Source organism: Actinomadura sp. NPDC048955 (genome assembly GCF_040649435.1).
Lineage (GTDB): Bacteria > Actinomycetota > Actinomycetes > Streptosporangiales > Streptosporangiaceae > Spirillospora > Spirillospora luteofluorescens.
This window is the reverse complement of record NZ_JBEZJI010000007.1, coordinates 202,131-227,360: the sequence shown is the minus strand read 5'-3', so window position 1 is coordinate 227,360 and position 25,230 is coordinate 202,131. Positions and strand designations below refer to the sequence as shown.

The 25,230-nt window shown below is 73.8% G+C and carries 23 protein-coding genes, 1 tRNA gene and 1 pseudogene; 15 read left to right on the top strand and 10 right to left on the bottom strand.

Annotated elements, in window-relative coordinates; translation table 11 throughout:
- Positions 1-2: 2 nt before the first annotated feature.
- Positions 3-320 (bottom strand): annotated as a pseudogene (locus AB0C84_RS10475) (helix-turn-helix domain-containing protein); the annotation flags it as partial.
- A gap of 184 nt (positions 321-504) precedes the next feature.
- Here AB0C84_RS10475 and AB0C84_RS10470 point away from each other — a divergent pair.
- From AB0C84_RS10470 to AB0C84_RS10450, 5 genes are all read left to right on the top strand, one after another.
- Entirely contained in the window at positions 505-1,950 is a 1,446-nt protein-coding gene (locus AB0C84_RS10470) for an NCS2 family permease (RefSeq protein ID WP_179843024.1), read from the top strand.
- A 177-nt stretch (positions 1,951-2,127) separates the two neighbouring features.
- Positions 2,128-3,291 carry a glycerate kinase gene (locus AB0C84_RS10465; RefSeq protein WP_258938792.1) on the top strand — a complete coding sequence of 388 codons (1,164 nt, stop codon included), beginning with the start codon at positions 2,128-2,130 and terminating at the stop codon, positions 3,289-3,291.
- Between the two features lie 165 nt (positions 3,292-3,456).
- Positions 3,457-4,572, top strand: coding sequence for an alanine dehydrogenase (gene ald, locus AB0C84_RS10460; RefSeq protein ID WP_258938791.1), 1,116 nt, complete (start codon positions 3,457-3,459; stop codon positions 4,570-4,572).
- 71 nt (positions 4,573-4,643) lie between these two features.
- Complete coding sequence (locus tag AB0C84_RS10455) at positions 4,644-5,234, top strand: histidine phosphatase family protein (protein WP_361063699.1); 591 nt, start codon at positions 4,644-4,646, stop codon at positions 5,232-5,234.
- An 85-nt stretch (positions 5,235-5,319) separates the two neighbouring features.
- Entirely contained in the window at positions 5,320-5,619 is a 300-nt protein-coding gene (locus AB0C84_RS10450; RefSeq protein WP_258938790.1) for a metal-sensitive transcriptional regulator, read from the top strand.
- A gap of 23 nt (positions 5,620-5,642) precedes the next feature.
- On the opposite strand, the gene AB0C84_RS10445 is transcribed toward AB0C84_RS10450, so the two are convergent.
- Positions 5,643-6,164 (bottom strand): MarR family transcriptional regulator, encoded by a 522-nt coding sequence (locus AB0C84_RS10445; protein ID WP_179843027.1) that lies wholly within the window; start codon positions 6,162-6,164, stop codon positions 5,643-5,645.
- A 115-nt stretch (positions 6,165-6,279) separates the two neighbouring features.
- Between AB0C84_RS10445 and AB0C84_RS10440 the strand changes: the two genes are divergently transcribed.
- A complete protein-coding gene (locus AB0C84_RS10440) occupies positions 6,280-7,821 on the top strand; it encodes a DHA2 family efflux MFS transporter permease subunit (RefSeq protein WP_361063694.1) in 1,542 nt (513 codons plus the stop codon).
- A gap of 3 nt (positions 7,822-7,824) precedes the next feature.
- Here the strand turns inward: AB0C84_RS10440 and AB0C84_RS10435 are convergent, their stop codons facing one another.
- The 3 genes from AB0C84_RS10435 to ggt all read right to left on the bottom strand — a co-directional run bounded on the left by AB0C84_RS10435 (position 7,825) and on the right by ggt (position 11,104).
- Positions 7,825-8,691, bottom strand: coding sequence for an oxygenase MpaB family protein (locus AB0C84_RS10435; RefSeq protein ID WP_312879062.1), 867 nt, complete (start codon positions 8,689-8,691; stop codon positions 7,825-7,827).
- 86 nt (positions 8,692-8,777) lie between these two features.
- On the bottom strand, positions 8,778-9,140 hold the full coding sequence (gene cutA / locus AB0C84_RS10430) for a divalent-cation tolerance protein CutA (RefSeq protein WP_179843029.1): 363 nt from the start codon (positions 9,138-9,140) through the stop codon (positions 8,778-8,780).
- A gap of 53 nt (positions 9,141-9,193) precedes the next feature.
- Positions 9,194-11,104 carry a gamma-glutamyltransferase gene (gene ggt, locus AB0C84_RS10425; protein ID WP_361063689.1) on the bottom strand — a complete coding sequence of 637 codons (1,911 nt, stop codon included), beginning with the start codon at positions 11,102-11,104 and terminating at the stop codon, positions 9,194-9,196.
- 382 nt (positions 11,105-11,486) lie between these two features.
- Here ggt and AB0C84_RS10420 point away from each other — a divergent pair, with 382 nt between their 5' ends.
- The 5 genes from AB0C84_RS10420 (at position 11,487) to AB0C84_RS10400 (ending at position 17,844) form a co-directional block, all read left to right on the top strand.
- Positions 11,487-13,373 (top strand): amino acid permease, encoded by a 1,887-nt coding sequence (locus AB0C84_RS10420; protein ID WP_361063686.1) that lies wholly within the window; start codon positions 11,487-11,489, stop codon positions 13,371-13,373.
- A 218-nt stretch (positions 13,374-13,591) separates the two neighbouring features.
- Complete coding sequence (locus AB0C84_RS10415) at positions 13,592-14,425, top strand: NUDIX hydrolase (RefSeq protein WP_361063683.1); 834 nt, start codon at positions 13,592-13,594, stop codon at positions 14,423-14,425.
- A 50-nt stretch (positions 14,426-14,475) separates the two neighbouring features.
- Positions 14,476-15,504 (top strand): molecular chaperone DnaJ, encoded by a 1,029-nt coding sequence (locus tag AB0C84_RS10410; protein WP_361063680.1) that lies wholly within the window; start codon positions 14,476-14,478, stop codon positions 15,502-15,504.
- Positions 15,505-15,516: 12 nt separating this feature from the next.
- The gene (locus tag AB0C84_RS10405) at positions 15,517-16,488 is read left to right on the top strand and encodes a hypothetical protein (RefSeq protein ID WP_179843033.1); all 972 of its coding nucleotides are present in this window, start codon (positions 15,517-15,519) and stop codon (positions 16,486-16,488) included.
- A 3-nt stretch (positions 16,489-16,491) separates the two neighbouring features.
- Positions 16,492-17,844 (top strand): adenylosuccinate synthetase, encoded by a 1,353-nt coding sequence (locus AB0C84_RS10400; protein ID WP_361063676.1) that lies wholly within the window; start codon positions 16,492-16,494, stop codon positions 17,842-17,844.
- Positions 17,845-17,982: 138 nt separating this feature from the next.
- Here the strand turns inward: AB0C84_RS10400 and AB0C84_RS10395 are convergent, their stop codons facing one another.
- Positions 17,983-18,279 (bottom strand): hypothetical protein, encoded by a 297-nt coding sequence (locus AB0C84_RS10395; RefSeq protein WP_361063673.1) that lies wholly within the window; start codon positions 18,277-18,279, stop codon positions 17,983-17,985.
- A 281-nt stretch (positions 18,280-18,560) separates the two neighbouring features.
- On the opposite strand from AB0C84_RS10395, the gene AB0C84_RS10390 reads away from it, so the two are divergent.
- Positions 18,561-19,856 carry a hypothetical protein gene (locus AB0C84_RS10390; protein ID WP_361063670.1) on the top strand — a complete coding sequence of 432 codons (1,296 nt, stop codon included), beginning with the start codon at positions 18,561-18,563 and terminating at the stop codon, positions 19,854-19,856.
- A gap of 12 nt (positions 19,857-19,868) precedes the next feature.
- Positions 19,869-20,585: a 3-keto-5-aminohexanoate cleavage protein gene (locus AB0C84_RS10385; protein WP_218905206.1), complete on the top strand. Its 717-nt coding sequence runs from the start codon at positions 19,869-19,871 to the stop codon at positions 20,583-20,585.
- Between the two features lie 7 nt (positions 20,586-20,592).
- On the opposite strand, the gene AB0C84_RS10380 is transcribed toward AB0C84_RS10385, so the two are convergent.
- Genes AB0C84_RS10380 through AB0C84_RS10370 form a run of 3 tightly spaced genes read right to left on the bottom strand, consistent with a single transcriptional unit; the run spans position 20,593 to position 23,682 of the window.
- Positions 20,593-21,204 carry a hypothetical protein gene (locus AB0C84_RS10380; protein WP_361063667.1) on the bottom strand — a complete coding sequence of 204 codons (612 nt, stop codon included), beginning with the start codon at positions 21,202-21,204 and terminating at the stop codon, positions 20,593-20,595.
- Between the two features lie 43 nt (positions 21,205-21,247).
- Entirely contained in the window at positions 21,248-23,002 is a 1,755-nt protein-coding gene (locus tag AB0C84_RS10375) for an MFS transporter (RefSeq protein WP_361063664.1), read from the bottom strand.
- Positions 22,999-23,682 (bottom strand): LppX_LprAFG lipoprotein, encoded by a 684-nt coding sequence (locus AB0C84_RS10370; protein ID WP_361063661.1) that lies wholly within the window; start codon positions 23,680-23,682, stop codon positions 22,999-23,001. The genes AB0C84_RS10375 and AB0C84_RS10370 overlap by 4 nt, the downstream gene beginning before the upstream one ends.
- Positions 23,683-23,872: 190 nt before the next feature.
- Between AB0C84_RS10370 and AB0C84_RS10365 the strand changes: the two genes are divergently transcribed.
- Positions 23,873-23,946 (top strand) — tRNA-Ile (locus tag AB0C84_RS10365).
- Between the two features lie 46 nt (positions 23,947-23,992).
- Here the strand turns inward: AB0C84_RS10365 and AB0C84_RS10360 are convergent.
- Positions 23,993-24,766, bottom strand: coding sequence for an enoyl-CoA hydratase-related protein (locus tag AB0C84_RS10360; RefSeq protein WP_361063658.1), 774 nt, complete (start codon positions 24,764-24,766; stop codon positions 23,993-23,995).
- Between the two features lie 62 nt (positions 24,767-24,828).
- Between AB0C84_RS10360 and AB0C84_RS10355 the strand changes: the two genes are divergently transcribed.
- A complete protein-coding gene (locus tag AB0C84_RS10355; protein ID WP_179843040.1) occupies positions 24,829-25,221 on the top strand; it encodes a hypothetical protein in 393 nt (130 codons plus the stop codon).
- Positions 25,222-25,230 lie beyond the last annotated feature (9 nt).

Below are 25,230 nucleotides of genomic sequence, written 5' to 3'. Positions count from 1 at the left end.
GCCTACAAGGTGCTCGCCGCGCGCAGGGCGAGGAAGAAGTCGACTCGGTCTTCAAGTCTGCCGAGATCCCGGCCGGTGAGGTCCTCGATCCGCCGGATTCGGTACCGAAGCGTGTTCACATGGACGTGCAGCCGCGTCGCGGTGCGGCTCCAGGAGCCCGAGCAGGACAGGAAGACCTCCAGCGTGTGCACGAGATCGGCCTGCCCGGTGCTGTCGTACTCCTCCAGGGGGCCGAGCATCCGCGCGCGGAAGGACGACCGCGTCCGCTCCGGGACGGACGCCAGCAGCCACGCGTAGGAGTCCAGGGCGGTCGCCCCGGCGGAGTCTCGCATTCGCACCAAGGCAGGCTATAGGCGGCGCATCACCCCCGTCACGCTGCGAAGGCCGCGAATCACGTCCCGCCCACCTTTCTTCCCGCGGCCCCCTGGCCTCACCCGGGGCCCGGACGGCTACCCTGTGCACGCCGTTTCCGAACACCATGCTGCTGAAAGCGGAGCGCCCGTCATGTCCAAGACCCAGGCCGGACCGGCCGACGATTCCCCGCCGGCGAGCGGGGGCGGGCCGCTGGAGCGGCTGTTCGAACTCACCGCGCGCGGTACCACCGTCCCGCGCGAGCTGCGCGGCGGCGTGACCACGTTCTTCGCGATGGCCTACATCATCCTGCTGAACCCGCTCATCCTCGGCGGGGCGAAGGACGTCAACGACGCGACCCTGTCGATCCCGCAGCTGACCACGATGACGGCGCTGTCCGCGGCGGTCACCACCGTGATCATGGGGCTGGTCGGGAACGCGCCGCTGGCGCTCGCCGCGGGCCTCGGCATCAACGCGGTCGTGGCCTTCCAGGCGGCGCCGGTGATGACCTGGCCGGAGGCGATGGGCCTCGTGGTGATCGAGGGCGTGGTCATCGTGCTGCTGGCGGTCACCGGCGTGCGCGAGCGGATCATGAACTCGATCCCGCTGGCGCTCAAGCACGCGATCGCGGTCGGGATCGGCGCGTTCATCGCGCTGGTCGGCCTCTACGACGCCGGGTTCGTCACTTCCAGCGCCACCAGCCCGCCGCTGTCGCTCGGCACCGGCGGCCGGCTGGAGACGTGGCCGGCGCTGGTGTTCGCGGCGACCCTGGTGCTGATGATCGTCCTGTACGTGCGGCGGGTGCCCGGCGCGATCCTGATCAGCATCGTCGCCGGGACGGTCGGGGCCGTGGTCATCCAGGAGAACGCCTCCGTCAAGCAGGGCGGCTGGGGCGTGGTCACCCCGAACATGCCGGAGAAGCTGTTCGCCGCCCCCGACTTCGGGCTGTTCGGGGAGATCTCGCTGTTCGGCGGGTTCGCCCGCGCCGGGGTCATCACCGCGCTGGTCGTGCTGTTCACGCTGGTGCTGTCGGGGTTCTTCGACGCGATGGGGACGATCCTCGGCATCAGCGACGAGGCGGGCCTGGTGAGCGAGAAGGGCGAGGTGCCCCGGCTCGGCCGGATCCTGTCGGTGGACGGGCTGTCCGCCGCGTTCGGCGGCCTCACCAGCTCGTCGGCGAACACGGTGTTCGTCGAGTCGGCGGCGGGCGTCGGCGAGGGCGCCCGGACGGGCCTGGCCAACATCGCCACGGGCGCGCTGTTCGCGGTGACGCTGTTCCTCACCCCGCTGGCGGCGACCGTCCCCGCGCAGGCCGCGGCGCCCGCGCTGGTCGTGGTCGGCGCGCTGATGATGACGCAGGTCGCCAAGGTCGACTGGAACGATCTGGAGATCACGATCCCGGCGTTCCTCACCATCGTGCTGATGCCCTTCACCTTCTCGATCACCACCGGCCTGGGCATGGGCATCGTCGGCTACGTGGTCATCAAGGCCACCCGCGGGAAGGTGCGCGAGATCTCCCCCGCCCTCTGGATCGTGGCCGCCCTGTTCGTGGTCTTCTTCGCCATCCACCCCATCGAGGAGTGGCTCGGCGTCGTGTGATCCCGCGCGACCGCCCGCGCATGCGCGACCCCGGGGAAACACGGACGCAGGGTGACCGCTCCGCGACGGAACTCGCCCGTTTGTAGGTCTCGGAGGCGGTTGCGGGTGTCAAATAGTGCCGGCATGGCGTAAGCAGAAGGTAGGGCCTTACCCCCCGGCGTGAAAGGCGTGGCTGTGGTGTCCGCGGACTCTCCCTCCCACCCGTCCCCGCCAGGTCACGTCCTGCTGGCGCCTGACAGGTTCCCGGGAGCGCTGACCGCGGCGCGGGCGGCGCGGCACCTCGCCGCCGGGCTGCGCCGCGCGCGCCCCGGGGTCGCGCTGGTGGAGCTGCCCGTGGCCGACGGCGGCGACGGCACCGTCGAGGCCGCGGTGGCGGCCGGCTGGCGGCGCGTCGAGATCGAGGTGTGCGGACCGACCGGCCGACCGGTGACGGCGCGGCTGGCGCTGAACGGCGACAGCGCCGTGGTCGAACTGGCGGAGGCGTCCGGGCTGCGGCGGCTGCCCGGCGGCAGGCCGCGCCCGCTCACCGCCTCCAGCGTCGGGACGGGGCAGCTGCTCGCGCACGCCGTCCGGCTCGGCGCGCGGCGGATCGTCCTCGGGCTCGGCGGCGGCGCGTGCACCGACGGCGGCGCGGGCCTCGTCCAGGGGCTCGGCGGGCGGCTGCTGGACGCGCTCGGCAAGGACCTGCCGCCGGGCGGCGCGGCGCTGCGCTCGCTGCACGCCCTCGACCTGCGCGGCCTGCCCGACATGTCGGGCATCGAGGTGGTGGTGGCGGGCGACCCCGCCGGGCCGCTGCTCGGCCGCACCGGCGCCGCCGCGGTGGACGGCCCGCGCCGCGGCGCGAACCGCGACGAGGTGCGGCTGCTGGACGCGGGCCTGCGCCGCTGGGCCGACCTGGCGGAGGCGGCGGCCCGCAAGGCCGCCCGCGACCTGCCCGGCGCGGGGACGGCGGGCGGCGTCGGGTTCGCCGCGCTCACCTTCCTCGGCGCGACGATCGAGCCCGGCCCGGCCCTGATGCTCGACCTGCTCGGCTTCGCCGCGAAGGCGCGCGGCGCGCGGCTGGTCGTCACCGGGGAGGGCGTCCTCGACACCCGCTCGCTGCGCGGCACCGCGCCGGTGCACGTCGCCCGCGCCGCCGCCCGCGCGGGCGCGCCGGTCGTCGCGGTGGCCGGCCGCCGGAGCCTCACCGGCGAGCAGCTGCGCAAGGCGCGGATCCAGGCGGCGTACGCGCTGGCCGACATCGAGCCGGACGACGAGCGCCGCGTCCGCCGCGCGGGCCCGCTGCTGGAGCAGCTGACGGTCGCGATCGCCGACGAGTGGCTCCCCCGGGGCGCCCCGTAGCCCGGACCGCTCCAACGGCCACGCTCCCCCGGCGTCCTTGGGCCGCTCTTTACACAGTGTCGTCGAAAGGGCCGATGCCTTGACACACTGCGTATGGCCGGGCCTCGTCCCCGGCCCGCACGCTGGAGGCGTACATCCTGGTCAGCGTTGACGGAGGAGCTCCCGGTGAAGATCGGTGTCCCACGAGAGGTCAAGAACCACGAGTACCGGGTGGCGATCACCCCGGCGGGGGCGCACGAGCTCACCCGGCACGGCCACGAGGTGTTCGTGGAGCGGGGCGCCGGGACCGGCTCGGCGATCCCCGACGACGACTTCGCCGCCGCGGGCGCCAAGATCCTCGACGGACCGGACGAGGTCTGGGCCGAGGGCGAGCTGATCCTCAAGGTGAAGGAGCCGATCGCGCCCGAGTACCACCGGATGCGCGCGGGCCAGATCCTGTTCACCTACCTGCACCTGGCCGCGTCCCGCGAGTGCACCGACGCGCTCCTGGCGGCCGGCGTCACCGCGATCGCCTACGAGACCGTCCAGCTCCCGGACCGCTCCCTGCCGCTGCTCGCCCCCATGTCCGAGGTCGCCGGACGGCTCGCCCCGCAGGTCGGCGCCTACAACCTGATGTCGTTCACCGGGGGCCGCGGCGTCCTGCCGGGCGGCGTGCCCGGCGTCGCGCCCGCCAAGGTGGTCGTCATCGGCGGCGGCGTGTCCGGCCTCAACGCCGCGCAGATCGCCGTCGGCATGGGCGCGGACGTCACCGTCCTGGACGTCGACGTGGACCGGCTGCGCGAGATCGACGCCGTCTACCAGGGCCGCCTGCGGACCCTGGTGTCCAGCGCCTACACGATCGAACAGCAGGCTCGCGCCGCCGACCTCGTCATCGGCGCCGTGCTCATCCCCGGCGCGCGGGCGCCCAAGCTGATCTCCAACGAGCTGGTGGCGCGGATGAAGACCGGCTCGGTGCTGGTGGACATCGCGATCGACCAGGGCGGCTGCTTCGAGGACTCCCGCCCCACCACGCACGCCGACCCCACCTACCGGGTGCACGGCTCGACGTTCTACTGCGTCGCGAACATGCCCGGCTCGGTCCCCAACACCTCCACCTACGCACTGACGGGCGTGACGCTCCCCTACGCCGTCCAGATCGCCGACAGGGGGTGGCGGCAGGCCCTGCACGCCAACGCCGCCCTGGCCCGCGGCCTCAACGTCCACGACGGCATGCTCGTCTACGACCATGTCGCCGAGGCCCACGGCCTGCCCCACACGCCCCTCACCTCGATCCTCGACTGAGGCGGCCTCCCCCGCCGTCTCACCCGTTCCGGGGGTTCTTCGGGGCCGGCCGGCCGGGTAGACAGGCGGGCATGGGTGAACTGATCTTGGTGCGGCACGGGGAGACCGAGTGGAGCCGGGCGCGGCGGCACACCGGGCGGACGGACCTGCCGCTGACCGCGCGCGGCGAGGAGCAGGCCCGCGCGCTGCGCGGCGCGCTGGCCGGGCGGACCATCGCGACGACGCTGGTCAGCCCGGCGGAGCGGGCGCGGCGGACGGCCGAGCTGGCCGGGCTGCGGACCGACGGGATCGACCCCGACCTGTGGGAGTGGGACTACGGCGGCTACGAGGGCGTCAGCACCCGGACCATCCGCGAGACGCGGCCGGGCTGGTTCCTGTGGGACGACGGGGTGGTCCCGGGCGACGCCGCCCATCCGGGCGAGACGGTCGAGCGGGTCGGCGAGCGGGCCGACGCGGTGCTCGCGCGGGCGCGTCCGCTGCTCGCCGGCGGCGACGTCGCGCTGGTCGCGCACGGGCACGTCCTGCGGGTGCTGACGGCGCGCTGGCTGGGCCTGGAGCCCGCGCTGGGGCGGCTGTTCGCACTCGACACCGGGACCGTGTCGGCGCTCGGCTCCGAGCACGACCGTCCGGTCGTCAGCGCGTGGAACGTGCCCGCGCCGTGAGGCTCCCCAACGCATAAGGTACCTGTTGGGGGATGTCCCCCAGGGGTACCCGGGCGTGCGCCCCCGACGGATTGCGAGGACGGAGATGGCGACCAGCGAGACCCCCACCCGCGGTTACACCGCCACGAAGGACCAGCTGCAGACGCGGCTCGCCCGGATCGAGGGCCAGGTGCGCGGCATCGACCGGATGGTCGACGAGGACCGCTACTGCATCGACATCCTCACGCAGATCAGCGCGGTCCAGGCCGCGCTGGACAAGGTGGCGCTCGGCCTGCTGGACGGGCACGTCCGGCACTGCGTGGCCGAGGGCGCCGAGGAGGGCAAGGGCGAGGCGATGTCGACCGAGCTGATGGCGGCCGTCGGGCGGCTCATGCGCCGCGGCTGAGCCGCCGCCCGGGGGCGGCCGCCCTAGGGGCCGCCTCCGGGGCCGCACTCCCGTGAGGCCTCCGGATCCGCACGCTCCATGGCCTCGACGAGGACGCGCCAGCCGTGCAGGAAGAGCGACCGCTCGTCCGGGGCGAGCGTCTCCAGCGTGACCCGCAGCGGCCGCAGCCGCCGCCAGGCGAACCGCTCGATCATCTCGCGGTGCCGCCCGCTCAGGCTGATGATCATCCGCCGCCGGTCCCGCTCGTCCGGGCGCCGCTCGACGAAGCCGCCCCGTTCCAGCTCGCCGACCAGCTGGCTGACCGTGGCCGGGCTCAGCGCCATGTGCCCGGCGAGCACGCCGACCGGGACCGGGCCGTGCAGGACGAGCTGCATCAGCGCCGGGACGTGCCGGGGGCCGAGCCCCGCGGCCCGCACCTCGCCGATGAGCTCCTCGGCGTCCTCGCGGCCGCCCTTCAGACCGCGGACCAGCCGGCCCAGGAGCTGGATCATCGTCTCCAGGTCGGCGTCGACCGACGCGCCGGCACCGATCCCTTCCTCGGACATACCTTGAAGTTCAACATATTCCGTGATGCACTGCAAAATATTGAACTTCAAGGCGTTTCACGCCTTGACCGACGGGGGCACGGGGCAACCGGGACTCGACGCGAGGGGGCCGACCATGACCGAAAGCCCGGCCGCGAAGGTGGCGCCGCCCGGCGGCGCCGGGAACGGCGAACGGCTCGACCGGCAGACGATCGTCCTCGGCCTCGTCATCGTGTCGGGCACCCTCATGGCGATCCTCGACACCACGATCGTCAACGTCGCGCTGGAGACGCTCGGACGCGACTTCGACACCGGCCTGTCGACGATCCAGTGGGTCATCACCGGCTACATGCTGGCGATGGGCACCGTCATCCCGGTCACCGGCTGGGCCGTCGACCGCTTCGGCGGCCGCCGCGTGTGGATGACCTCCATCGTGCTGTTCGTCCTCGGGTCGATCCTGTCGGGCGCGGCCTGGAACATCGAGTCGCTGATCGTCTTCCGGGTCGTGCAGGGGCTCGGCGGCGGCATGCTGATGCCGACCGGCATGGCCATCCTGACGCTCGCGGCCGGGCCGCGCCGGATGGGCCGCATCATGAGCATCGTCGGCGTCCCGATGCTGCTCGGGCCGGTGCTCGGCCCCGTCATCGGCGGGTGGCTGGTCCAGGACGTCGACTGGCGCTGGATCTTCTTCGTCAACCTGCCCGTCGGCGCGCTCGCCTTCACGCTCGCGTGGTGGAAGGTGCCGCACGGCCGCGGGGAGCACGCGACGCCCGGGATCGACCTGCGCGGGCTGTTCCTGCTGCCGCCCGGGTTCGTCCTGCTCATCTACGGCCTGTCGACGGCGAGCGGCAACGGCGGCTTCGGCAGCCCGGCCACGATCGCCTGGCTGGCCGGCGGCGTGGTCCTGGTCGCGCTGTTCGCGCTGCACAGCCTGCGGCGCCGCGCACGCGCGCTGATCGACGTGCGGCTGTTCGCCGACCGGACGTTCGCGACCGCGGCCGTCGCGGTGTTCTTCGTCGGCATCGCGCTGATGGGCTCGATGCTGCTGATCCCGCTGTACTACCAGATCGCCCGCGGCGAGGGGGCGCTCGCGGCGGGCCTGCTGCTCGCCCCGCAAGGCCTCGGCGCCGCGACCGCGATGCCGCTCGCCGGGGTGGTCACCGACAAGCTCGGCGCCGGGCGGATCGTCCCGGTCGGCATCGTCGTCCTGGTGCTCGGCACCCTCCCGTTCGCGATGGTGGGCTCGGACACCTCCTACTGGCTGCTCGGCGGCGCCCTCTACGTGCGGGGCCTCGGGCTCGGCTGCACGATGATGCCCACCATGTCGGCGGCGCTGACGACGCTGGGCCGGGCGGTGGTGCCGCGCGCCAGCAGCACGCTGAACATCATCGTCCAGCTCGGCGGATCGGTCGGCACGGCGCTGCTCGCCGTCATCCTGTCCCGCCAGATCAGCGACCGCATCCCGCAGGCCCCCGGCGGCGGCGGGGGCCCCGCCGGGACGGGGCAGATCCCCGAGCGGGCCCGCGAGCAGGTCGCGCCCCAGCTGGCCGACGCCTTCGGACACACGTTCTGGGTCGCGCTCGTCCTCACCGCCGTGCTGATCGTGCCCGCGCTGCTGCTTCCGCGGCGCGGCGCCCACGAGCACGACTCCGTGCCGGACGCTCCCCCGATGGGGTGAGCCTCAGGAGGCGATCGACCAGGGGGCCGGGCCCGTCTCGTGCTCGCGCGTGAGGCGCCTGGCCCGCCGGGCGTCCGGCGAGTACCGGAACCGCTCCGGGACAACCTGCGTGGTGCGGTAGAGGCCCTTCAGCGTCACCGTCGCGGCCAGGTCCGAGGTCGGCAGGCCCGGCAGCCCGTACATGCGGCGGGCCCAGCGCGGCAGCGTCGACACGACCAGCACCCCGAGGCCGGGCGCGGCGAGCTTGAGCGGCAGCAGCGGCCGCGGCACGGCCGGGCTGAACATGCGGCGCAGCCCCTCGCGCGCCTCCCGGCACGCGAAGATCTGCCGCCGCATCCCGGCGTAGTAGTCCCGCATGTCGGCGACGGTGGCGGGCACGTCCGCCGGGTCGAGGCCGACGACCTCGGCGGCGCGGCGCTGCTCGTCCACGAACGCGTCGGCGTCGCGGGCGGTCAGCGGCACCCCGGCGCGGCGCGCCACGTCCAGGTAGGAGTCGACCTCGCCCATGTGGACCCACAGCAGGTTCTCGGGGTCGTCCACCGGGAACGTCTCGCCGGTGCGCATGTCGAGGCCGGTCAGCTTGGAGTGCAGCCGGCGGACGCGGCGGCCGACCCGCTCGACCTCCTCGTGCGTGCCGTAGGTGCGGACGCGGACGAACTCGACCGTCCGGACGAGCCGCGCCCACGCCGCGGAGGGGTCCATGAGCTCGGAGTTCTGCGCGGTGCCCCACATCGTGCGCGGGTGCAGCGCCTGGAGCAGCAGCGCCCGGATCCCGCCGACGATCAGCACCGGCTCGCCCATGACGTGCCAGGTCACCGAGCCCGGCCCGAACAGCCCCAGGTCCGTCCTCTCCTCGCTCGCCTCGTGCACCTCGACCGCCTTCCGCCGCCGCGGCCGGGCGCGCCGCCCGGACCACGTAATCGAAGGCTTACCCTGCCATGACGTCCGTCACACGATCAATCCCCGTCGTCCTCCGCGATCGCCTCGTCCTGCTCCCCCGGCTCGGTCTGCTCGGTGATCCAGGCGAGGTAGTCCATGCTGCCCGCCACCACCGGCGTCGCGATGATCTCCGGGGTGTCGTAGGAGTGCCCCTCGGTGATCAGGGAGGCCAGCTCGTCGAACCGGTCGGCGGAGGTCTTGAACAGCACCATCCACTCCTCCGCCGACTCGATCTCGCCCTCCCACCAGTAGGTGCTGGCGATCGGGCCCACCAGCTGCGCGCAGGCCGCGAGCCGCTCGGCGACCGCCGAGCGGGCCAGCTCGGCGGCCTCGGCGCGGGAGTCGGTCGTGGTCGTCACCTGCACGTATGAGTGCGCCATGGCACGACTCCTTCCCGCTCGGCCGTCCGGGCACGCCCCCGGGTAGGCAAGTGTCAACGGGCCGGACGGACGACGAGCGCGCTGCCGCCGCCGCGCCGGGTCGGCTCGGCGACCGCCTGGACGAGCCCGGGCCGCAGGAACTCCAGCCCGGTCGCGGCGCCGATCACGCCCTGCGGCGGGCCGGGGAAGAGCTCCAGCCGGTGCCCGCGGGCGGCGAGGTCGCGGCCGTACCGGTCGATGAACGCCTGCTCGGCGAAGACCTGCGGGGTGTTGCGCTGGGTGGCGCGCGGCGCGGCGAGCGCGGTGGGCAGGTCCATGCCGAGGTCGAGGCGGTTCACCAGGATCTGCAGCACCGTCGTGATGATCGTCGAGCCGCCGGGCGTGCCGACCGCGAGCCGCGGGCGCCCGTCCTTGAGCACCAGCGTCGGGGCCATGCTGCTGCGCGGCCGCTTGTGCGGGCCGGGCAGGTTCGGGTCGGGCGCCTGGCCGGGCGCGGGCGGCTGGAAGGAGAAGTCGGTCAGCTCGTTGTTCAGCAGGAACCCGCGCCCCGGCACGGTGATGCCGCTGCCGCCGAACTGCTCGATCGACAGCGTGTAGGACACGACGTCCCCCCACTTGTCGGCAACGACGAGGTGGGTGGTCTGCGGGCCCTCGAACGCCAGCGCCCTGGTCTGGGTGCCCGGCGGGACGCACGGCTCGTAGCGGCCGTCGGGCGAGCCGGGGGCGACCGGCGCGGGGGCCGCCTGGTCCGGCTTGATCTGGCAGGCGCGCTCGCGGGCGAACCCGGAGGACAGCAGTTCCTCCAGCGGCACGTCCACCTTGTCGGCGTCGCCGACGTAGCGGCCGCGGTCGGCGTAGGCGAGCTTGGACGCCTCCAGGTAGTAGTGCAGGGCCGTGACGGGGTCGCGCGGGTCGAGCCGGAAGTTGCCGAGGATGTTGAGCGCCTCCCCGACGGTGGAGCCGCCGGACGACGAGGGCGGCATGCCGTACACGTCCGTCCCCCGGTAGGAGACGTGGGTGGGCTTGCGCGGCACCGCCCGGTAGGCGCCGAGGTCGCCGCGCTCCATCAGGCCGGGGCGGACGGCGCGGGTCGCCTTCGGGTCGACCGGCGGCCGGGCGACCGTCCTGACGATCTCCTTGCCGAGCCCGCCCTCGTAGAACCAGTCGGTGCCGCGCCTCGCCAGCTCCCGGTACGTGCCGGCGAGGTCGGGGTTGCGGAACACCGAGCCGACCTCGGGCACCTTGCCGCCGGGCAGGAACAGCTCGCGGGTCGGGACGATGTCGCGGAAGCGCGCCTCGTTCACCGCGGTCTGGTCGTGGAACTCCTGGTCGACGACGAAACCCCGGTCCGCGACCCCGATCGCCGGGCGCAGCAGGGCGCCGAGGTCGCGGGTGCCGAAGCGGCGCAGCGCGAGGTCCCACTGGGCGAGCGTGCCGGGCACGCCGACGCTCAGCCCGCTGGTGACGGCCTGGTCGAACGGCAGCGGCTTGCCCGTCGCCGGGTCGACGAAGGAGTCCTGGCGCATGCGCTTCGGCGCGAACTCGCGGCCGTCGAGCGCGTACACGCGGCGCGTCCGGGCGTTGTAGTACGTGATGAAGCCGCCGCCGCCGATGGCCGACACGTAGGGCTCGGTGACCCCGAGCGTCGCGGCGGACGCGACCGCCGCGTCCATCGCGTTGCCGCCGCGCTTGAGGACCTCCAGGGCCGTCCGGCTGGCGTCCGGGTCGACGGTGGAGACCGCGCCGCCGAATCCGGTGGCGACGGCCTGCTTGGCCGGCGGGGCCGGGTGCCCCGGCGCGGCGGGCCTCGGGACGGGGGCGGCGCCCGCGGAGGCGGGGACGGTGAGGGACGCGGCGACCGCCAGCGCGGCGACGGCGGCCGTCCGGCGCCGGTTCCGCGATCGTCCCGGCGGCGCGGGCGGACGGGGCGGGGACGCATGCGAGGGCGACGGGAAGCGCAACACCGGACCTCCAGACGAACGCGGCGCCCCTACGGTGCCATTGATCTTCGGTCCGCGCCAGCGTCCGCACCGGCCGGCCCCGGCCGACCCTCGCCCGGCGGGCCGGACGACACAAAGATCATTAAGCGCTTTCCTCATTGGAAATGAGGCGTATTCGCTCGGAACGCTCCATCAGAAAGGGAGTCGGCCTCCCTGTGCCGAGCGTGAGGGATCCGCTGCGACACGTCGCCGACCTGCGGTGGTTGTCAGGATCCGACAACGGCCTGACCACACTAATCACCCACAAAACGTTGCTATTTTGCCCATACCTGGTGAATTCTTAGGGACTTCAGCCAGCCGTCACCTCGCGAACAGCGGCGCGGGTTCAGGCCTTGGGGGACCACCTATGACCTTGGACATGCGCATGCGCAACAACATGTTCCGCCGGCTGCCGGTCGAGCAGGCGACCGGCAGGCTCTACGGCGGCCGGCACCGGCTCCGCGTGGTCTACCGGACCCGCGATCTCGTCGTGCTCGGCCTCGGCGTCATGATCGGATCCGGCATCTTCAAGATCGCCGGCGAGCAGGCGTCCTCCACGGCGGGGCCCGGGGTGCTCGTGTCGTTCCTCATCGCGGGCGGCGTGTGCGTGCTGGCGGCGCTCGCCTTCGCCGAGCTCTCCTCGATCATCCCGGTCGCGGGCAGCGCCTACTCCTTCAGCTACGTCGCGTTCGGCGAGGTCTGGGCGTGGGTCGTCGGCTGGGCTCTGATCATGGAGCTGCTGCTGGCCGCGTCGGTGCTCGCCCGGGTCTGGTCCCTCTACGCGACGCAGGCGCTGCACGACTTCGGGGTGCCGATCCCGAGCGGGCTCGGCGACCTGATCGGCCAGCAGAAGGGGCCGGACGTGTTCGCGCTCGGCATCCTGCTGCTGGTCGTCCTGATGCTCGCCGGCGGCAGCCGGATGAGCCTGAAGTCGCTGTGGTTCATGGTGCTGGCCAAGGTCATCGTGATCGGGCTCGTCATCGCGACCGCGCTGAAGTTCTTTCACCCCGGCAACCTCACCCCCTTCCTGCCGCCCTCCCAGCCCGCGCCCGCGGGCGACAAGACGGTGCTGGACGCCGTGCTCGGCGCGGTCGGCGGCGGCACCCCGCACGTGTTCGGGACCTGGGGCATGCTCGCGGCCGCGCCCGCCATCGCCTTCGCCTACATCGGGTTCGACCTCATCGCGACGGCCTCGGAGGAGACCGACGACGCGCCCCGCAAGGTCCCGCGCGGGATCCTCACCGCCCTGGTCACCGCGATCGTGCTGTACGTGGCCGTCGCGTTCGCGCTGGTCGGCATGATGGGGATGGACGGCATCGCCAAGCTGAACCCCGACAAGCTGCTGCTCGCCGCGGCCTTCGACTCGGTCGGCGCGGGCGCCATGGGCAAGATCGTCGACGTGGGCGCGATGCTCGCGCTGACCACCGTGATCCTGGTGCTGATGATCAGCCTGACCCGGGTGGTGTTCTCCATCTCGCGCGACGGCCTGCTGCCGCGCCCCCTGGCCGCGATGAGCCGCTACAAGGTGCCGTCCCGCGCCACGCTCGTGGCCGGCGGGGCGGCGGTGGTCATGTCGCAGACGATCGACGTGCTCACGCTGGAGCAGCTCGTCGTGATCGGCTCCCTGTTCGCGTTCCTGTTCGTCGCGGCGGCGGTGCTGGCGCTGCGCCGCTCCCGGCCCGACCTGCACCGGCCCTTCCGGATGCCCGCGGCGCCGCTGGTCGTCCTCGTGACGATCGTCGCGGTGGGCTGGCTGATGCTGAACCTGAACGTCCAGACCTGGGGGTACTTCGCCGTCTGGATGGGCGTCGGGCTCGTCCTCTACATGGTCTACGGGCGCCGCAAGAGCCAGATGAAGCTCCTCCTGGACGCGCCGCCCGAGCGCCCGGCCGCCGCGCGGCTCGCCCCCGCCCCGCCGCCCGGCATGGCCCCTCCGCCCGGCATGGCATCCCAGCACGGCATGGTCCCCCAGTCCGGGATGGTTTCCCAGCCCGGCATGGCACCGCCGCCCGGGGCGGCCACGCCGCCCGGCCCGTGGGACCTCTCCTCCTCCCCCGGGCCGTACGGGACGGGCCCCTGGTCGGCCGAACGGCGCCCCGGCACGCCCGAGAGCCCCTACCCGACCGGCCGGTACTCGACGGGACGGCAGCCGGGCGGCCAGTTCGCCCGCGATCCCCGTCCCGGCGAGCGCCACCCGTCCGGTCAGGGCGACGAGCACCAGGAGCCGCCGCACGGCGGCCGGCACCGCCGCTGAGAGAACTTCGGTTTTGTAAGGATCCGCCGAACACCGGGCCCGCCGCACGACCGGGCCCGGCGCACGACTCAGGGCGCCGCCCCCTTCCCGGGGCGGCGCCCTCGCCGTCTCCGGGAGAACGGACTGGACAGCGGCTCCCGTCCGGGTTATGTTCTTCTCATATCGAGATGAACTCGACTTGAGACTTACTCAGACCGAGATCGACGGGAGGCGGGCGGATGACCTCGGAACCGAGGCGCGACGAGAGCGAGTTCCTCGCGAACTACGACCCGCGCGACTACGACCCGGTCGCCGTGACGGTGGACGTGGTCGCGCTCACCATCCGCGACGGCGCCCTCCACGTCCTTCTGGTGCGGCGGGGGAACGCCCCCCACGAGGGGATGTGGGCGCTGCCGGGCGGCTTCGTCCAAGCGGGCGGCCCGCTCCAGGGCACCGACGCCGAGGACCTGCCCGACGCAGCCGTCCGGGAGCTGGCCGAGGAGACCGGGCTCAGCGCCAAGGGGGGCGCGCTCAGCCGGGTCCACCTGGAGCAGCTCGGCACCTACGGCTCCCCCGGCCGCGACCCGCGGATGCGCGTCATCTCCGTCGCCTACCTGGCGTTCGCGCCCGAGCTGCCGGACCCGGAGGCGGGCGGCGACGCGGCCGACGCCGCCTGGGTGCCGGTGGACGCGCTGGGCCTGGCGGAGTCCGGGGACCAGCGCCCCGGCACCACCCGCCGGCTGGCGTTCGACCACGCGCGAATCCTGTCGGACGGGCTGGAGCGGGCGCGCGGGAAGCTGGAGTACACCCCGCTCGCCACGGCGTTCTGCGGCGGCGAGTTCACCATCCCCGAGCTGCGCTCGGTGTACGAGGCGGTGTGGGGCGAGGAGCTGCACGCCGGCAACTTCCACCGCAAGGTCCTGTCCGTCCCGGGGTTCGTGGAGAGCACCGGCGCGACGTCCGACCGCGGAGGCCGGCGCGGCGGCCCGCGCCCCCGCCTCTACCGCGCGGGCGACGCCCGGCTCCTGCACCCGGCTCTCTTGCGGCCGAGTCGGGAGGAGGAGATCAGATGAGCGGGAGCGAACCGGGGGGTGTGGGGGGTCGCCCCCCACAGGGAGCACAGATGAGCGGCAACGATCTGGACGACGCGCTGGCGCGGCTCGGCCGGGCCCGTGTTCCCGCCGACCTGTTCGGCGACGACGAGGCGGAGGCGGGGCGGCGCTACCGGCGGCTGGCCCGGCTCCTGCACCCGGACGCGGGCGGCCGCCGGACCGAGGAGGCGTTCGCCAGGCTGACCTCGCTCTGGCGCGCCCGCAACCGCGGCGACGAGACGCTGATCACCACGCGCCGCCACGCGTACCGGCTGGAGGGCGACCCGATCGGCGGCGACCTCGCGGTGCTGTACGCGGCGCGCCCGGAGCCGGGACGCGAGGTGCTGGTGAAGATGCCGCGCGACCCGGCCGACGGCGACCTGCTCGAACGCGAGGCCGTGGCGCTCCGCCAGCTCCCCAAGGACGGCGACGCCCGGTTCCTGCCCTACATGCCGCGGCTCGTCGAGTCGTTCCGGCACCGGGACGCCGCCACCGGGACGCAGCGGCAGGTCAACGTGATCGCCGCGCTGGACGGCTTCCACAGCCTCGCCGAGGTCAGGCGCGCCCACCCCGGCGGCGTCGACCCGCGCGACGCGGCCTGGATGTGGCGGCGCCTGCTGGCGGGCCTCGGCTTCGCGCACCGCGCGGGCGTCCTGCACGGCGCGGTGCTGCCCGACCACGTGATGATCCACCCGGAGGAGCACGGCCTGGTCCTGGTCGACTGGTGCTACTCCGTCCCCGGCTGCTACGCGCACACCGACCCCTCGGGGCGCGTCCCGGCGATGGTCGGGCGGTACGCCGGCTGGTACCCGCCCGAGGTGCCGGAACGGCGGCCGGCGAGCCCGGCGACCGACATCTTCATGGCCACCAGGTGCATGACCGACCTGATGGGCGACAAGGCCCCGAAGGCGATGCGCTCGTTTGCGCGCGGCTGCACGTCGCCGGCGCAGAACCGGCGCCCCTCCGACGCCTGGCGGCTGCTGGCCGAGTTCGACGAGCTGCTGGAGCGGCTCTACGGCCCGCGCCGCTTCCGCCCCTTCCACATGCCCGCCACCCGCTGAAGGAGAGAGATCATGGGAAGCGGAAACTGGTCCACCGACGTCTACGCAGCGCGCGCGAGCTACCGCGCGTCCACCGGCGCCAGCGCGTTCGCCTACTCCGACGGCGGCGCGACCGCCGTCCACCCCGACCTGGACCCGCGCGGCGTGACCGTCCGGGAGAGCCGGGACTCCGACGACCACCCCGAGTCGCTCGCGATCGGCGTGCTGTTCGACGTGACCGGTTCGATGGGGACCGTGCCGCGGACGCTGCAGGCCAAGCTCCCCGACCTGCTCGGGCTGCTGCTGCGCAAGGGGTACGTCGAGCACCCGCACATCCTGTTCGGCGCGGTCGGCGACGCGACCTGCGACCGGGCGCCGCTCCAGGTCGGGCAGTTCGAGGCCGACAACCGGATGGACGACGACCTCGGCAAGATCCTCCTTGAGGGCGGGGGCGGCGGCCAGATGCGCGAGTCCTACGAGCTGGCCATGTACTTCATGGCGCGGCACACCGCGATCGACTGCCTCGACAGGCGGGGCAAGCGCGGCTACCTGTTCATGATCGGGGACGAGCTGGCCTACCCGAAGGCGAAGCGGCGCGAGATCGCCGCGGTGATCGGCGGCGAGCCGGACAGGGACGTCCCCATCGAGAAGCTCGTCCGCGAGCTGCAGAGGAAGTACGACGTGTACTTCATCATCCCGGAGGGCGCCTACCACTCCGGCAGGCGCGAGGTGAAGGACTTCTGGCAGAAGCTGCTCGGCCAGAACGTGCTCTACCTGGACGACCTTGACGCGGTCTGCGAGACCATCGCGCTGACGATCGGGCTCGCCGAGGACGCCATCGACCTCGGCGAGGGGCTGGACCACCTGGCGGAGGCCGGCTCGGACGCCGGCGCCTCGGTGTCGCGGGCGCTGGCCCGGCTGGACGCGGCCCGCGCACCGGTCGCGGTCTCCTCCACCCCGCCCGGCCTCGACGCCTCCGGCCCGTCCGCGACGACCCGCCTCTGACCCATGGGCCACGTGATCGTCGTTGACCTCGGCTTCGGGGACGCGGGCAAGGGCACGGTCGTCGACCACCTCTGCCGCACCGGGCTGCCCTCAGGTTCGCTCCGCGCTGCCCTGTCCTCTGTGGGGGGAGGACCCCCTACACCCCCCGGTTCTCCCCGCTCCAGTGAAAGGGTCACGGCGGTCGTGCGGTTCAACGGCGGCGCGCAGGCCGCGCACAACGTCGTCGCGCCGGACGGGCGGCACCACACGTTCGCCCAGTTCGGCTCGGGAACGTTCACGCCGGGGGTCCGGACGCACCTGTCGCGGTTCATGCTCGTCGATCCGCTGGCGCTCGCGGCCGAGGCCGACCACCTGCGCGCGCTGGGCGTCCCCGACGCGCTCGACCGGCTCACCGTCGACGGGGAGGCGCTGCTCACGACGCCCTACCACCGGGCCGCCAACCGCGCGCGGGAGTCGGCGCGCGGCGCGGCCCGGCACGGGTCGTGCGGGATGGGCATCGGCGAGACCGCGTCCTACGCCCTGGCGCACGACGACGCACCGCGGGCGGGCGACTGCCTGTCGCCCGCCCGGCTGCGGCGGCGCCTCGCCGCCGTCCGCGACTGGTACCGCGCCGCGTTCCCCGGCGGCGAGGACGTCCCGTCGGCCGACGCGTGCGCCGAGGCCTTCACCGCGTTCGCCGGGCGGGTGCGGATCGTCGGCCCCGGCCACCTGCCCGCCCTGCTCCGCGCCGGGAACGTGGTGTTCGAGGGCGCCCAGGGCGTCCTGCTGGACGAGTGGCACGGCTTCCACCCGTACACGACGTGGTCGACGACGACGTTCACCAACGCCGAAGCCCTGCTGGCCGAGGCGGGCGCGACCGCGACGCGGCTCGGGGTGCTGCGCGCGTACGCGACGCGCCACGGGCCCGGGCCCTTCGTCACCGAGGACCCGGCGCTGACCGCGGACCTCCCCGACCGGCACAACGGCACGGGGCGCTGGCAGGGCGCGTTCCGCGTCGGCCACCTCGACTCCGTCGCGCTCCGGTACGCGCTGGAGGTGACGGGCGGTGTGGACGGCCTGGCGGTCACGCACCTGGACGTAGCGGGGGCACGTCCAGACCTGCGTGTCTGCCACTCCTACGAGATCGACGGCCAACGTGTCGGGCGCTTGGAGTCCGGGCCGCCCGACCTGGACCGCCAGGCCGCCCTCACCCGCCGCCTCCTGGCGGCGCGCCCCGTGTACGCCCCGCTCGGCGACGCCGTGGAGACGATCGAGGGCGCGCTGGGCGCGCCCGTCGTCCTGCGCTCCCACGGCCCCGCCTCGACCGACAAGCGCTCTGACCACTTCCGGACACCCATTGACCTGAGCCTGCGCTGAGACCAAGATCCCGCTAACGCCGCGGCTCTTCCGGAGGTGGACGTTGCGTCTCCCCCAGCGCACCCTGTCGGCATGCGCGGCGCTCGCCGCGTCCCTCGCGCTGCTGGCCGGCCCGGCCGCCGTGCCGCCGGCCGCGGCTCAGGCCGGCGACGGCTGCGACCCGATCGACCCGGCCGCGTGCCTGCTGCCGTTCCCCAACGACTGGAACACGGTCGCGGACGCGGGCACCCCCACCGGCCGCCGCGTCCACCTGCGCACGACGCTGAAGAACGCGCTCGGCGTGCCCGTGTCGCCCGGCGAGTGGAACCGCGCCGACGGCTTCTCCCCCGGATCGATGCTGCTCAGCCGCGTCCCCGGCCTCGACCTGGCCCGCACCGGCGCCGCGCCCGTCACCGACATCGGCGCCTCGCTGCGCGACGACGCCCCCATCGTCATCGTCGACACCGCGACCGGCGAGCGCTGGCCGTACTGGGCGGAACTGGACGCGAACGCCCCCCGCCGACCGCCGGGCGCTGATCATCCGCCCGGCCCGCAACTTCCGCGAGGGCCACCGCTACGCCGTCGCGCTGCGCGACCTGCGCGACGGGTCCGGGAACCCGATCGGGCCGAACGCCGCGTTCGCCAAGATCCTCGGGCCGGAGCTGCCGTCGGCCGACCCGCTCGCGGCGCGGCAGCGGGACAGCGCACGGGTCCTCGCCGCGCTCCAGGCCCGCGGGGTGGGCCGCGACGGCCTCTACCTCGCCTGGGACTTCACCGTCGCGAGCCGGCAGAGCCTCACCGGGCCGGTGCTCCGCATGCGCGACGACGCCCTGCGCGGGCTCGGGGACCGCTCCCCCTCGTTCCTCGTCACCCAGGTGGCCGACGACGTGGACGACAAGATCGCCCGCGAGGTGAAGGGGGTCGTCTGGGCGCCGAGCTACCTCGACCAGTACGGCGGGCTGCCCGGATCGGCGCTGCACCGCGGCGCGGACGGCATGCCCTCGCAGCTGCCGGGCAACTCCCAGGCCGTCCCGTTCCAGTGCGAGATCCCGCGCTCGGCGCTCACCCGTCCCGCGCGCCCCGCCCTCTACGGGCACGGCCTGCTCGGCAACGAGGGCGAGGTCGACGCGGGCAACGTCAAGGCGATGGCCGCCGAGCACGGCTTCGTGTTCTGCGCGACCAAGTGGATCGGCATGGCGGACGAGGACGTCCCGAACGTCGTCTCCGCGCTCGCCGACCTCACCCGCTTCCGGACGGTCGCCGACCGCCTCCAGCAGAGCCTCGTGAACTTCACCTTCCTCGGACGCGCGATGACCCGCGGGTTCGCGGGCGACAAGGCGTTCCAGAACGCCGCGGGCGCCCCCCTCATCGACGCCGGGGCCGAGCTGACCTACGACGGCAACAGCCAGGGCGGCATCATGGGCGGCGCGCTCACCGCGGTCTCCCCCGACGTCCGCCGCGCCGTCCTCGGCGTCCCGGCGATGAACTACAGCACGCTGCTCAACCGCAGCGCCGACTTCCCGCAGTACGCGAAGGTCCTCGACCTGTTCTACCCGGACAGGCTCGACCAGCAGATCGGCCTCGCGCTGATCCAGATGCTGTGGGACCGGGGCGAGGCCGACGGCTACGCCTGGCACATGACCGACGACCCGCTGCCGAACACGCCGAAGCACCGCGTGCTGATGCACGTGGCGTTCGGCGACCACCAGGTCGCCCCGGTCGCCGCCGAGGTCGAGGCGCGCACCATCGGCGCCCGGATCCACGCGCCGGCGCTCACCCCGGGCCGCAGCCCGGACAAGACGCCCTACTGGGGCATACCGACGTTCGGCTCGTCCCACGACGGCTCCGCCATGGTCGTGTGGGACAGCGGCTCCCCCGTCCCGCCGCTCACCAACACGCCCCCCACCGAGGGACGCGACCCGCACTCCGACCCCCGCGGCAGCGCGGACGCGCGCCGGCAGAAGGCGGCCTTCCTCACCACCGGCGAGGTCGTGGACGTGTGCGGCGGGGGACCCTGCGTCATCACGCCCTGATCGGGACCTGAGATGATCGGGGTCATGCTCCAGGTCTGCCCCAACGGAAGCCGGACCGAGGGCGTTCCGACGTCCCCGGAGGAGATCGCCGCGGCGGTCCGCGCCGCGGCCGACGTGGGCGCGCAGGACGTCCACCTGCACGCCAAGGACGACGCGGGCGCCGACACCCTGGAGGCGCCCCGCGTCGCCGAGACCCTCGCCGCCGTCCGCGCCGCCACCCCGTCGATCGCCGTCGGGGTGACCACCGGCGCCTGGGCCGCGCCCGACCCGGTCGAGCGCGCCGCCCTCGTGCGCTCCTGGACCGTCCTGCCCGACCACGCCTCGGTGAACTTCCACGAGGAGGGCGCCGAGCTGGTCGCCGAAGCGCTGTTCGAACGCGGCGTCGCGATCGAGGCGGGGATCTTCTCCGGCACCGACGCGGCAGCGCGGTTCCTGAGCTGGCCGCACGCCCACCACGTGCTGCGGATCCTCGCGGAGGTCACCGACACCGACCCGGAGACGGCGACCGATACCGCCAAGGCGCTGCTGCACGACCTCGGCACCCGCCTGTCGCGCCCGATCCTGCTGCACGGCGAGGACGGCGGCGCGTGGCCGGTGCTGCGGCTCGCCGTCAGGCTGAACCTCGACGTCCGCATCGGGCTGGAGGACACCCTGGAACTCCCCGACGGCTCCCCCGCCGCCGACAACGCGGTCCTCGTCCAGACGGCCCGCGCCCTCCTCACGCCCTAGACGGGCGTCAGGAGCGGGGGTTGTGGCCGGCGGCGTCCAGGCGCGCCCAGGCCGCCTCCCACAGCTCGTCGCGGTGCCGGTCGCAGCGCCGCCGGACGAGGGCGTAGGCGATCAGGACCGGGAGCGAGCAGCCGAGCACGGTGGCGCCGGCCGCGTACACGGCGTCGGTGACGGTGCGGCTGTGCGGGCGGGGCCGGACGCTCGGTTCGCTCTGCCCGTCCACCCAGATCGTGCGGTGCGCGCCGACCTTGGCGTTCTTCCAGGCCGGCAGCGACCCGGCGTGGGGCCGGCCGTCCGCGCCGGGCCATCTGGCCTGGACGGTCTCGTGGATGTAGCGGTCGCCGGAGGAGCCCAGGCCGCCGGTCGAGGTGACCGTGGCGACGACCTGGCGGCGGTCGGCCCGCTCCGCGTTCTCCGCGCGCGTCCCCGCCGAGTAGGACCAGGACGCGGTCCAGGCGGCGAGCGGCGAGGCGGTGCCGAGCAGCAGCAGGAGGAGGCCGAGGGCGATCCGCCGCTGGACGCGGTCCACCTGGCGGCGCAGCTCGCTGCGCTGCAGGCCGAGGCGCCGGCGCAGCCTGGTGAGCGGCGTGCCTCCTCGGCCGATGCCGGACCTGCGCATCTGCGTTCACCTCCCCGGGGTGTGCCCTCCCGGCAAGAGGCCTTTAGCCATCTTTTCCCAGGATATTCCCGAGCTCGTTGATCGGCACGTCGCCGGTGGCCGAATCATCTCCGGTTTCCGGGCCGATATTCCGGGCCGATGACCGAATCCGGCCGTCGGACGGGCCCTGCGAGCCCCCGCGAGCCCCGGCGGCCAGGGCGAGCAGCGCCCCCAGCAGGCACATCCCGGCGGTGATCCAGAAGATCTCCCGGTATTCGGTCCGCAGCGCGTCTTGAAGGGCCGCGTCGTAGATCTTCATCTGCTCCGCGAACTCGGCCTTCGACATCAGGAAAGGCAGCGGCGGCTTCAGATCTGCCGTGAGGGCGTGGAACCGGTGGAACCCCCACGCGGTGAGCGCGGAGATGCCGAGCAGCATCCCCATCATCCGCGCGACGACCACGGCCGCGGACGCGACGCCGTGCCGCGCGGCCGGGACGAACGCCAGCACCGCCGACGACACCGGCGCGATCACCAGGCCGAGCCCGAGCCCCGTGACGACGAGGTCGACGTCCATCCTCGGCAGCGGCCCGTACGACGCGTTCGCCAGGTCGGCGGGCCAGCCGGCGATCAGCAGGTAGCCGCCGGCGGAGACCGCCATCCCCGCGGCCATCGGCCACCGCTCCCCCACTCGCCGCGCCACCAGGCCGCCGGCCACCGCCGCGACGGGCAGCGCCACGAGGAACCGCGTCAGCAGCAGCGCGCCGTCCGTCGCGTCCTTGTGCAGGACGGTCTGCGCGACCAGCACGACGTCCACGAGCGTCACCATCAGCGCCGCGCCCGACAGCAGGCTCACGCCGAGCGTCGCCAGCAGCGGCCCCCGCCGCACGCCCGACAGGTCGAGCAGCCGCGTCCTGGACCTGACCTCCCACAGCACGAACAGCACGAGGACGACGGCGCCCGCGCCCAGCGCCGGAAGACCCCACGGCGGCAGGGCCGTCTCCTGCGGCTCGGGGTTGTAGACGGCGGCGACCAGCAGGCCGAGCCCGAGGGCCAGCAGCAGACCGCCCACGACGTCCACGCCGGGCCGCGCTTCCCGTGGGGGGACGTCCCCCCGCTTCGCGTCGCTCAGCCCCGTCCTCTGTGGAGGGTCGTCCCCCCGCACCCCCCGGCTCGCTTCGCTCAGCCCCGTCCTCTGTGGGGGGGCGACCCCCCACACCCCCCGGTTCGCTTCGCTCATCTCTGGGCCGGCCCCCCGCCCGCCCGGCACCGCGACCTGCACGGCCGCCATCGCCACCGCCACCAGCGGCAGGTTGATCCAGAAGATCGCCCGCCAGTCGAGCGCCGCCGCGATCCCCGCACCGTACAGCGGACCCAGCACGCTCCCGAGTTCCTGCGCCGCCCCCACCGCGCCGAGCACGACGGGCCGCTGCCGCTCCTCCCAGAGGTCGCCGGCCAGCGCCATCGTCACCGGCAGCAGCGCGCCGCCCGCGACGCCCTGCACGACCCGGCCCGCCGTCAGCACCGGGACGCCGTGCGCCAGCGCCGTGACCACCGACCCGATCGCGAAGAACAGCAGGCACACCTGGAGCACGGGCCGCCGGCCGAACCGGTCCGACAGCTGCCCGAGCAGCGGCATCGCCGCCACGTACCCCAGCAGGAACCCCGTCAGGACCGGGGTCACCCGCTCCAGCCGGTTCACCGGGATCCCGAGGTCCTTGACCACCGGCAGCAGGATCGTCGTGACGACGTAGGCGTCCAGCGCGGCCAGCAGCACCACCGCGCCGCCGGCGCCGATCGCGACCCGGCGACGCCCGCTCACCGCGGCGCGCTGATCTTGTACGGGGCGTCGAACTCGGTGAACTTGATCGTCACCGCGCCCGCGTCCTTCGGGAACGCCCCCCGCACCTTCAGCAGCCGGTGGTCGGCCTTGCTCACCCAGACCTGGCCGTCCATGTCCTCGCCGATGCCGGGGATCAGACCAGCGACCTGGTCCTTGGGCAGCTTCGCGGCCACCCGGTAGGCCTCCTTGCCGTCCACCTTCTCCACCGCCTCCGGCGACGGCTCCCGCGCCGACGTCAGCAGTTTCGCGATCCCCCGCTGCGGGTCCAGCACCGCCGACGGGTCGTACACGCTCGCCGCCAGACCCTTGGGCAGCTTGCGCCAGCCGCCCGTCCCGGCGTCCAGGTAGATGCTGTCCCCGACCGCGACGACCTTCATCTCGACCTTCTGGCCCTGCTGCTCCACCGCCAGCGCCCCCTCGGCGTCCCCGCTGCGGAGCAGCTTCATGTCGCCGCCCTTCACCATGACCGGGATCTTGCCCTCCGACTCCAGGGTGAACGCGACGCTCTTCAGGCCCCCCATGGCCTGCGCGGCCTGCCGGAGCGTCTGGGCGGCGTCGAAGTCGGCCTTCTTCGCGGGCCCACCGGACCCGCCGTCGCAGGCCCCGGCGAACACCAGCGCGAGCAGGACGGGCACGAGAGCGAGGATGCGTCTGGACATACGCGGGACCCTACCGACGGGTACCGCAGCCCGTCACTCGGTACCAGGTATGACATCCCACCCCCTGAGGTAGGACATCGCGGTTCCGGGCATCGCGATCGCGGGACATCGGGGTTCTCGGTGGCCCTGGTGAAACGCCCGCCGCTAGGATTGCTCCCGGCGACGCCCCGGTCGGGCCGGGACTGCGCCTGGGGCGGTAGCTCAGCTGGTCAGAGCAGGAGACTCATAATCTCCCGGTCGCGGGTTCGAGTCCCGCCCGCCCTACGCACGGCGCCGCGCCGTTCTCGGAGCGGCGCGGGCCCTTCGCCGCCTAGGCGGGCCAGTTCGGGCGGCGCTTCTCCAGGAACGCCGCCATTCCCTCCTGTGCCTCCGGCGTCTGGCTGGACGCGGCCATCACCTCGATCGCGTAGGCGTAGGCGTCCTGCTCGGGGCGGTCGAACTGGGCGTACATCGCCTGTTTGCCGAGGGCCTTGCTGCTGGGGCTGCCCTGGGTCGCGCGCTCCAGGAGGTCGCGGACGGCCTTGTCCAGCTCGTCGGCGGGGACCGCGTAGTTGATCAGTCCCCACTCGGCGGCCGTGGGCGCGTCGACGACCTCGCCGGTGAGGGCCATCTCGGCGGCGCGCTTGCGGCCGACGTTGCGGGAGATCGCCACCAGGGGCGTGTGGCAGAACCAGCCGCCCTTGCCGCCGGGCGCGGCGAACCCCGCGCCCTCCGCGGCGACGGCCAGGTCGCAGCTCGCCACGAGCTGGCAGCCGGCGGCGGTCGCGAGGCCGTGGACGCGGGCCACCACCACCTGCGGAACCGACTGGATCGTCCGCATCAGCTCGGTGCAGACCCGCAGCAGCTCGCGGACGTCGGCGTGCGACGCCCCGGACATGTCGGCGAAGTCGTGACCCGCGGAGAAGACCGGGCCGTTCGCGGCGAGGACCACGCCGAGGGCGTCGGTCCGCCCGGCCTCGCGGAACGCCTCGGTGAGCCGGAGGAGGAAGTCGCGGGAGAGCGCGTTGCGGCGGCGCGGCCGGTTCATCGTGATCGTGGTGAAGGGGCCGTCGCGGTGCAGCAGGACGTCGTCGTCTTCGCTCATGTTCCCGACGTTACGTCAGACCCTCGTCGTACGGTGGTCGGGCGTCCACGAGCCGAGGGGGCATGGCCTTGAAACTTCTCACCGCCACCAACTCCAGCCAGGGATTCCGCGGCAACGACTTCGACTGGTGCGTCGAAGGCGAGCTGGTCCACATCGGGACGGTGTGCGCCCGCGACCGCGACGACCCCGACGGCGGCTGCGGATGCGGGCGCTCCTTCGCCGGGCTCAACTCCCATCGCGCCACGACCACGGCGATGGTCCGCGACGTCGCGGGCTTCACCGACGCCGACTACGTCCTGGCCATCCGCTCCAGCCTCGAACAGCAGGGCTGCGACCCCTCCTTCGCCGAGCACGAGGCGGCGCTGCTGCGCTGCCTCGTGCGCGACTGGCCGGTGGGGGTGGTCGTCGAGCGGCGGCTGGATGAGATCGTGGTACGGCAGGTCGTCCAACCCTAGGTTCGGAGG

Coding starts and splice junctions, on each gene's coding strand:
- AB0C84_RS10470 (WP_179843024.1), top strand. CDS start 505: ATGTCCAAGACCCAGGCCGGACCGGCCGACGATTCCCCGCCGGCGAGC.
- AB0C84_RS10455 (WP_361063699.1), top strand. CDS start 4,644: ATGGGTGAACTGATCTTGGTGCGGCACGGGGAGACCGAGTGGAGCCGG.
- AB0C84_RS10450 (WP_258938790.1), top strand. CDS start 5,320: ATGGCGACCAGCGAGACCCCCACCCGCGGTTACACCGCCACGAAGGAC.
- AB0C84_RS10445 (WP_179843027.1), bottom strand. CDS start 6,164: ATGTCCGAGGAAGGGATCGGTGCCGGCGCGTCGGTCGACGCCGACCTG.
- AB0C84_RS10440 (WP_361063694.1), top strand. CDS start 6,280: ATGACCGAAAGCCCGGCCGCGAAGGTGGCGCCGCCCGGCGGCGCCGGG.
- cutA (WP_179843029.1), bottom strand. CDS start 9,140: ATGGCGCACTCATACGTGCAGGTGACGACCACGACCGACTCCCGCGCC.
- AB0C84_RS10420 (WP_361063686.1), top strand. CDS start 11,487: ATGACCTTGGACATGCGCATGCGCAACAACATGTTCCGCCGGCTGCCG.
- AB0C84_RS10415 (WP_361063683.1), top strand. CDS start 13,592: ATGACCTCGGAACCGAGGCGCGACGAGAGCGAGTTCCTCGCGAACTAC.
- AB0C84_RS10410 (WP_361063680.1), top strand. CDS start 14,476: ATGAGCGGCAACGATCTGGACGACGCGCTGGCGCGGCTCGGCCGGGCC.
- AB0C84_RS10405 (WP_179843033.1), top strand. CDS start 15,517: ATGGGAAGCGGAAACTGGTCCACCGACGTCTACGCAGCGCGCGCGAGC.
- AB0C84_RS10400 (WP_361063676.1), top strand. CDS start 16,492: ATGGGCCACGTGATCGTCGTTGACCTCGGCTTCGGGGACGCGGGCAAG.
- AB0C84_RS10395 (WP_361063673.1), bottom strand. CDS start 18,279: ATGACGATGGGGGCGTCGTCGCGCAGCGAGGCGCCGATGTCGGTGACG.
- AB0C84_RS10385 (WP_218905206.1), top strand. CDS start 19,869: ATGATCGGGGTCATGCTCCAGGTCTGCCCCAACGGAAGCCGGACCGAG.
- AB0C84_RS10380 (WP_361063667.1), bottom strand. CDS start 21,204: ATGCGCAGGTCCGGCATCGGCCGAGGAGGCACGCCGCTCACCAGGCTG.
- AB0C84_RS10370 (WP_361063661.1), bottom strand. CDS start 23,682: ATGTCCAGACGCATCCTCGCTCTCGTGCCCGTCCTGCTCGCGCTGGTG.
- AB0C84_RS10360 (WP_361063658.1), bottom strand. CDS start 24,766: ATGAGCGAAGACGACGACGTCCTGCTGCACCGCGACGGCCCCTTCACC.
- AB0C84_RS10355 (WP_179843040.1), top strand. CDS start 24,829: ATGGCCTTGAAACTTCTCACCGCCACCAACTCCAGCCAGGGATTCCGC.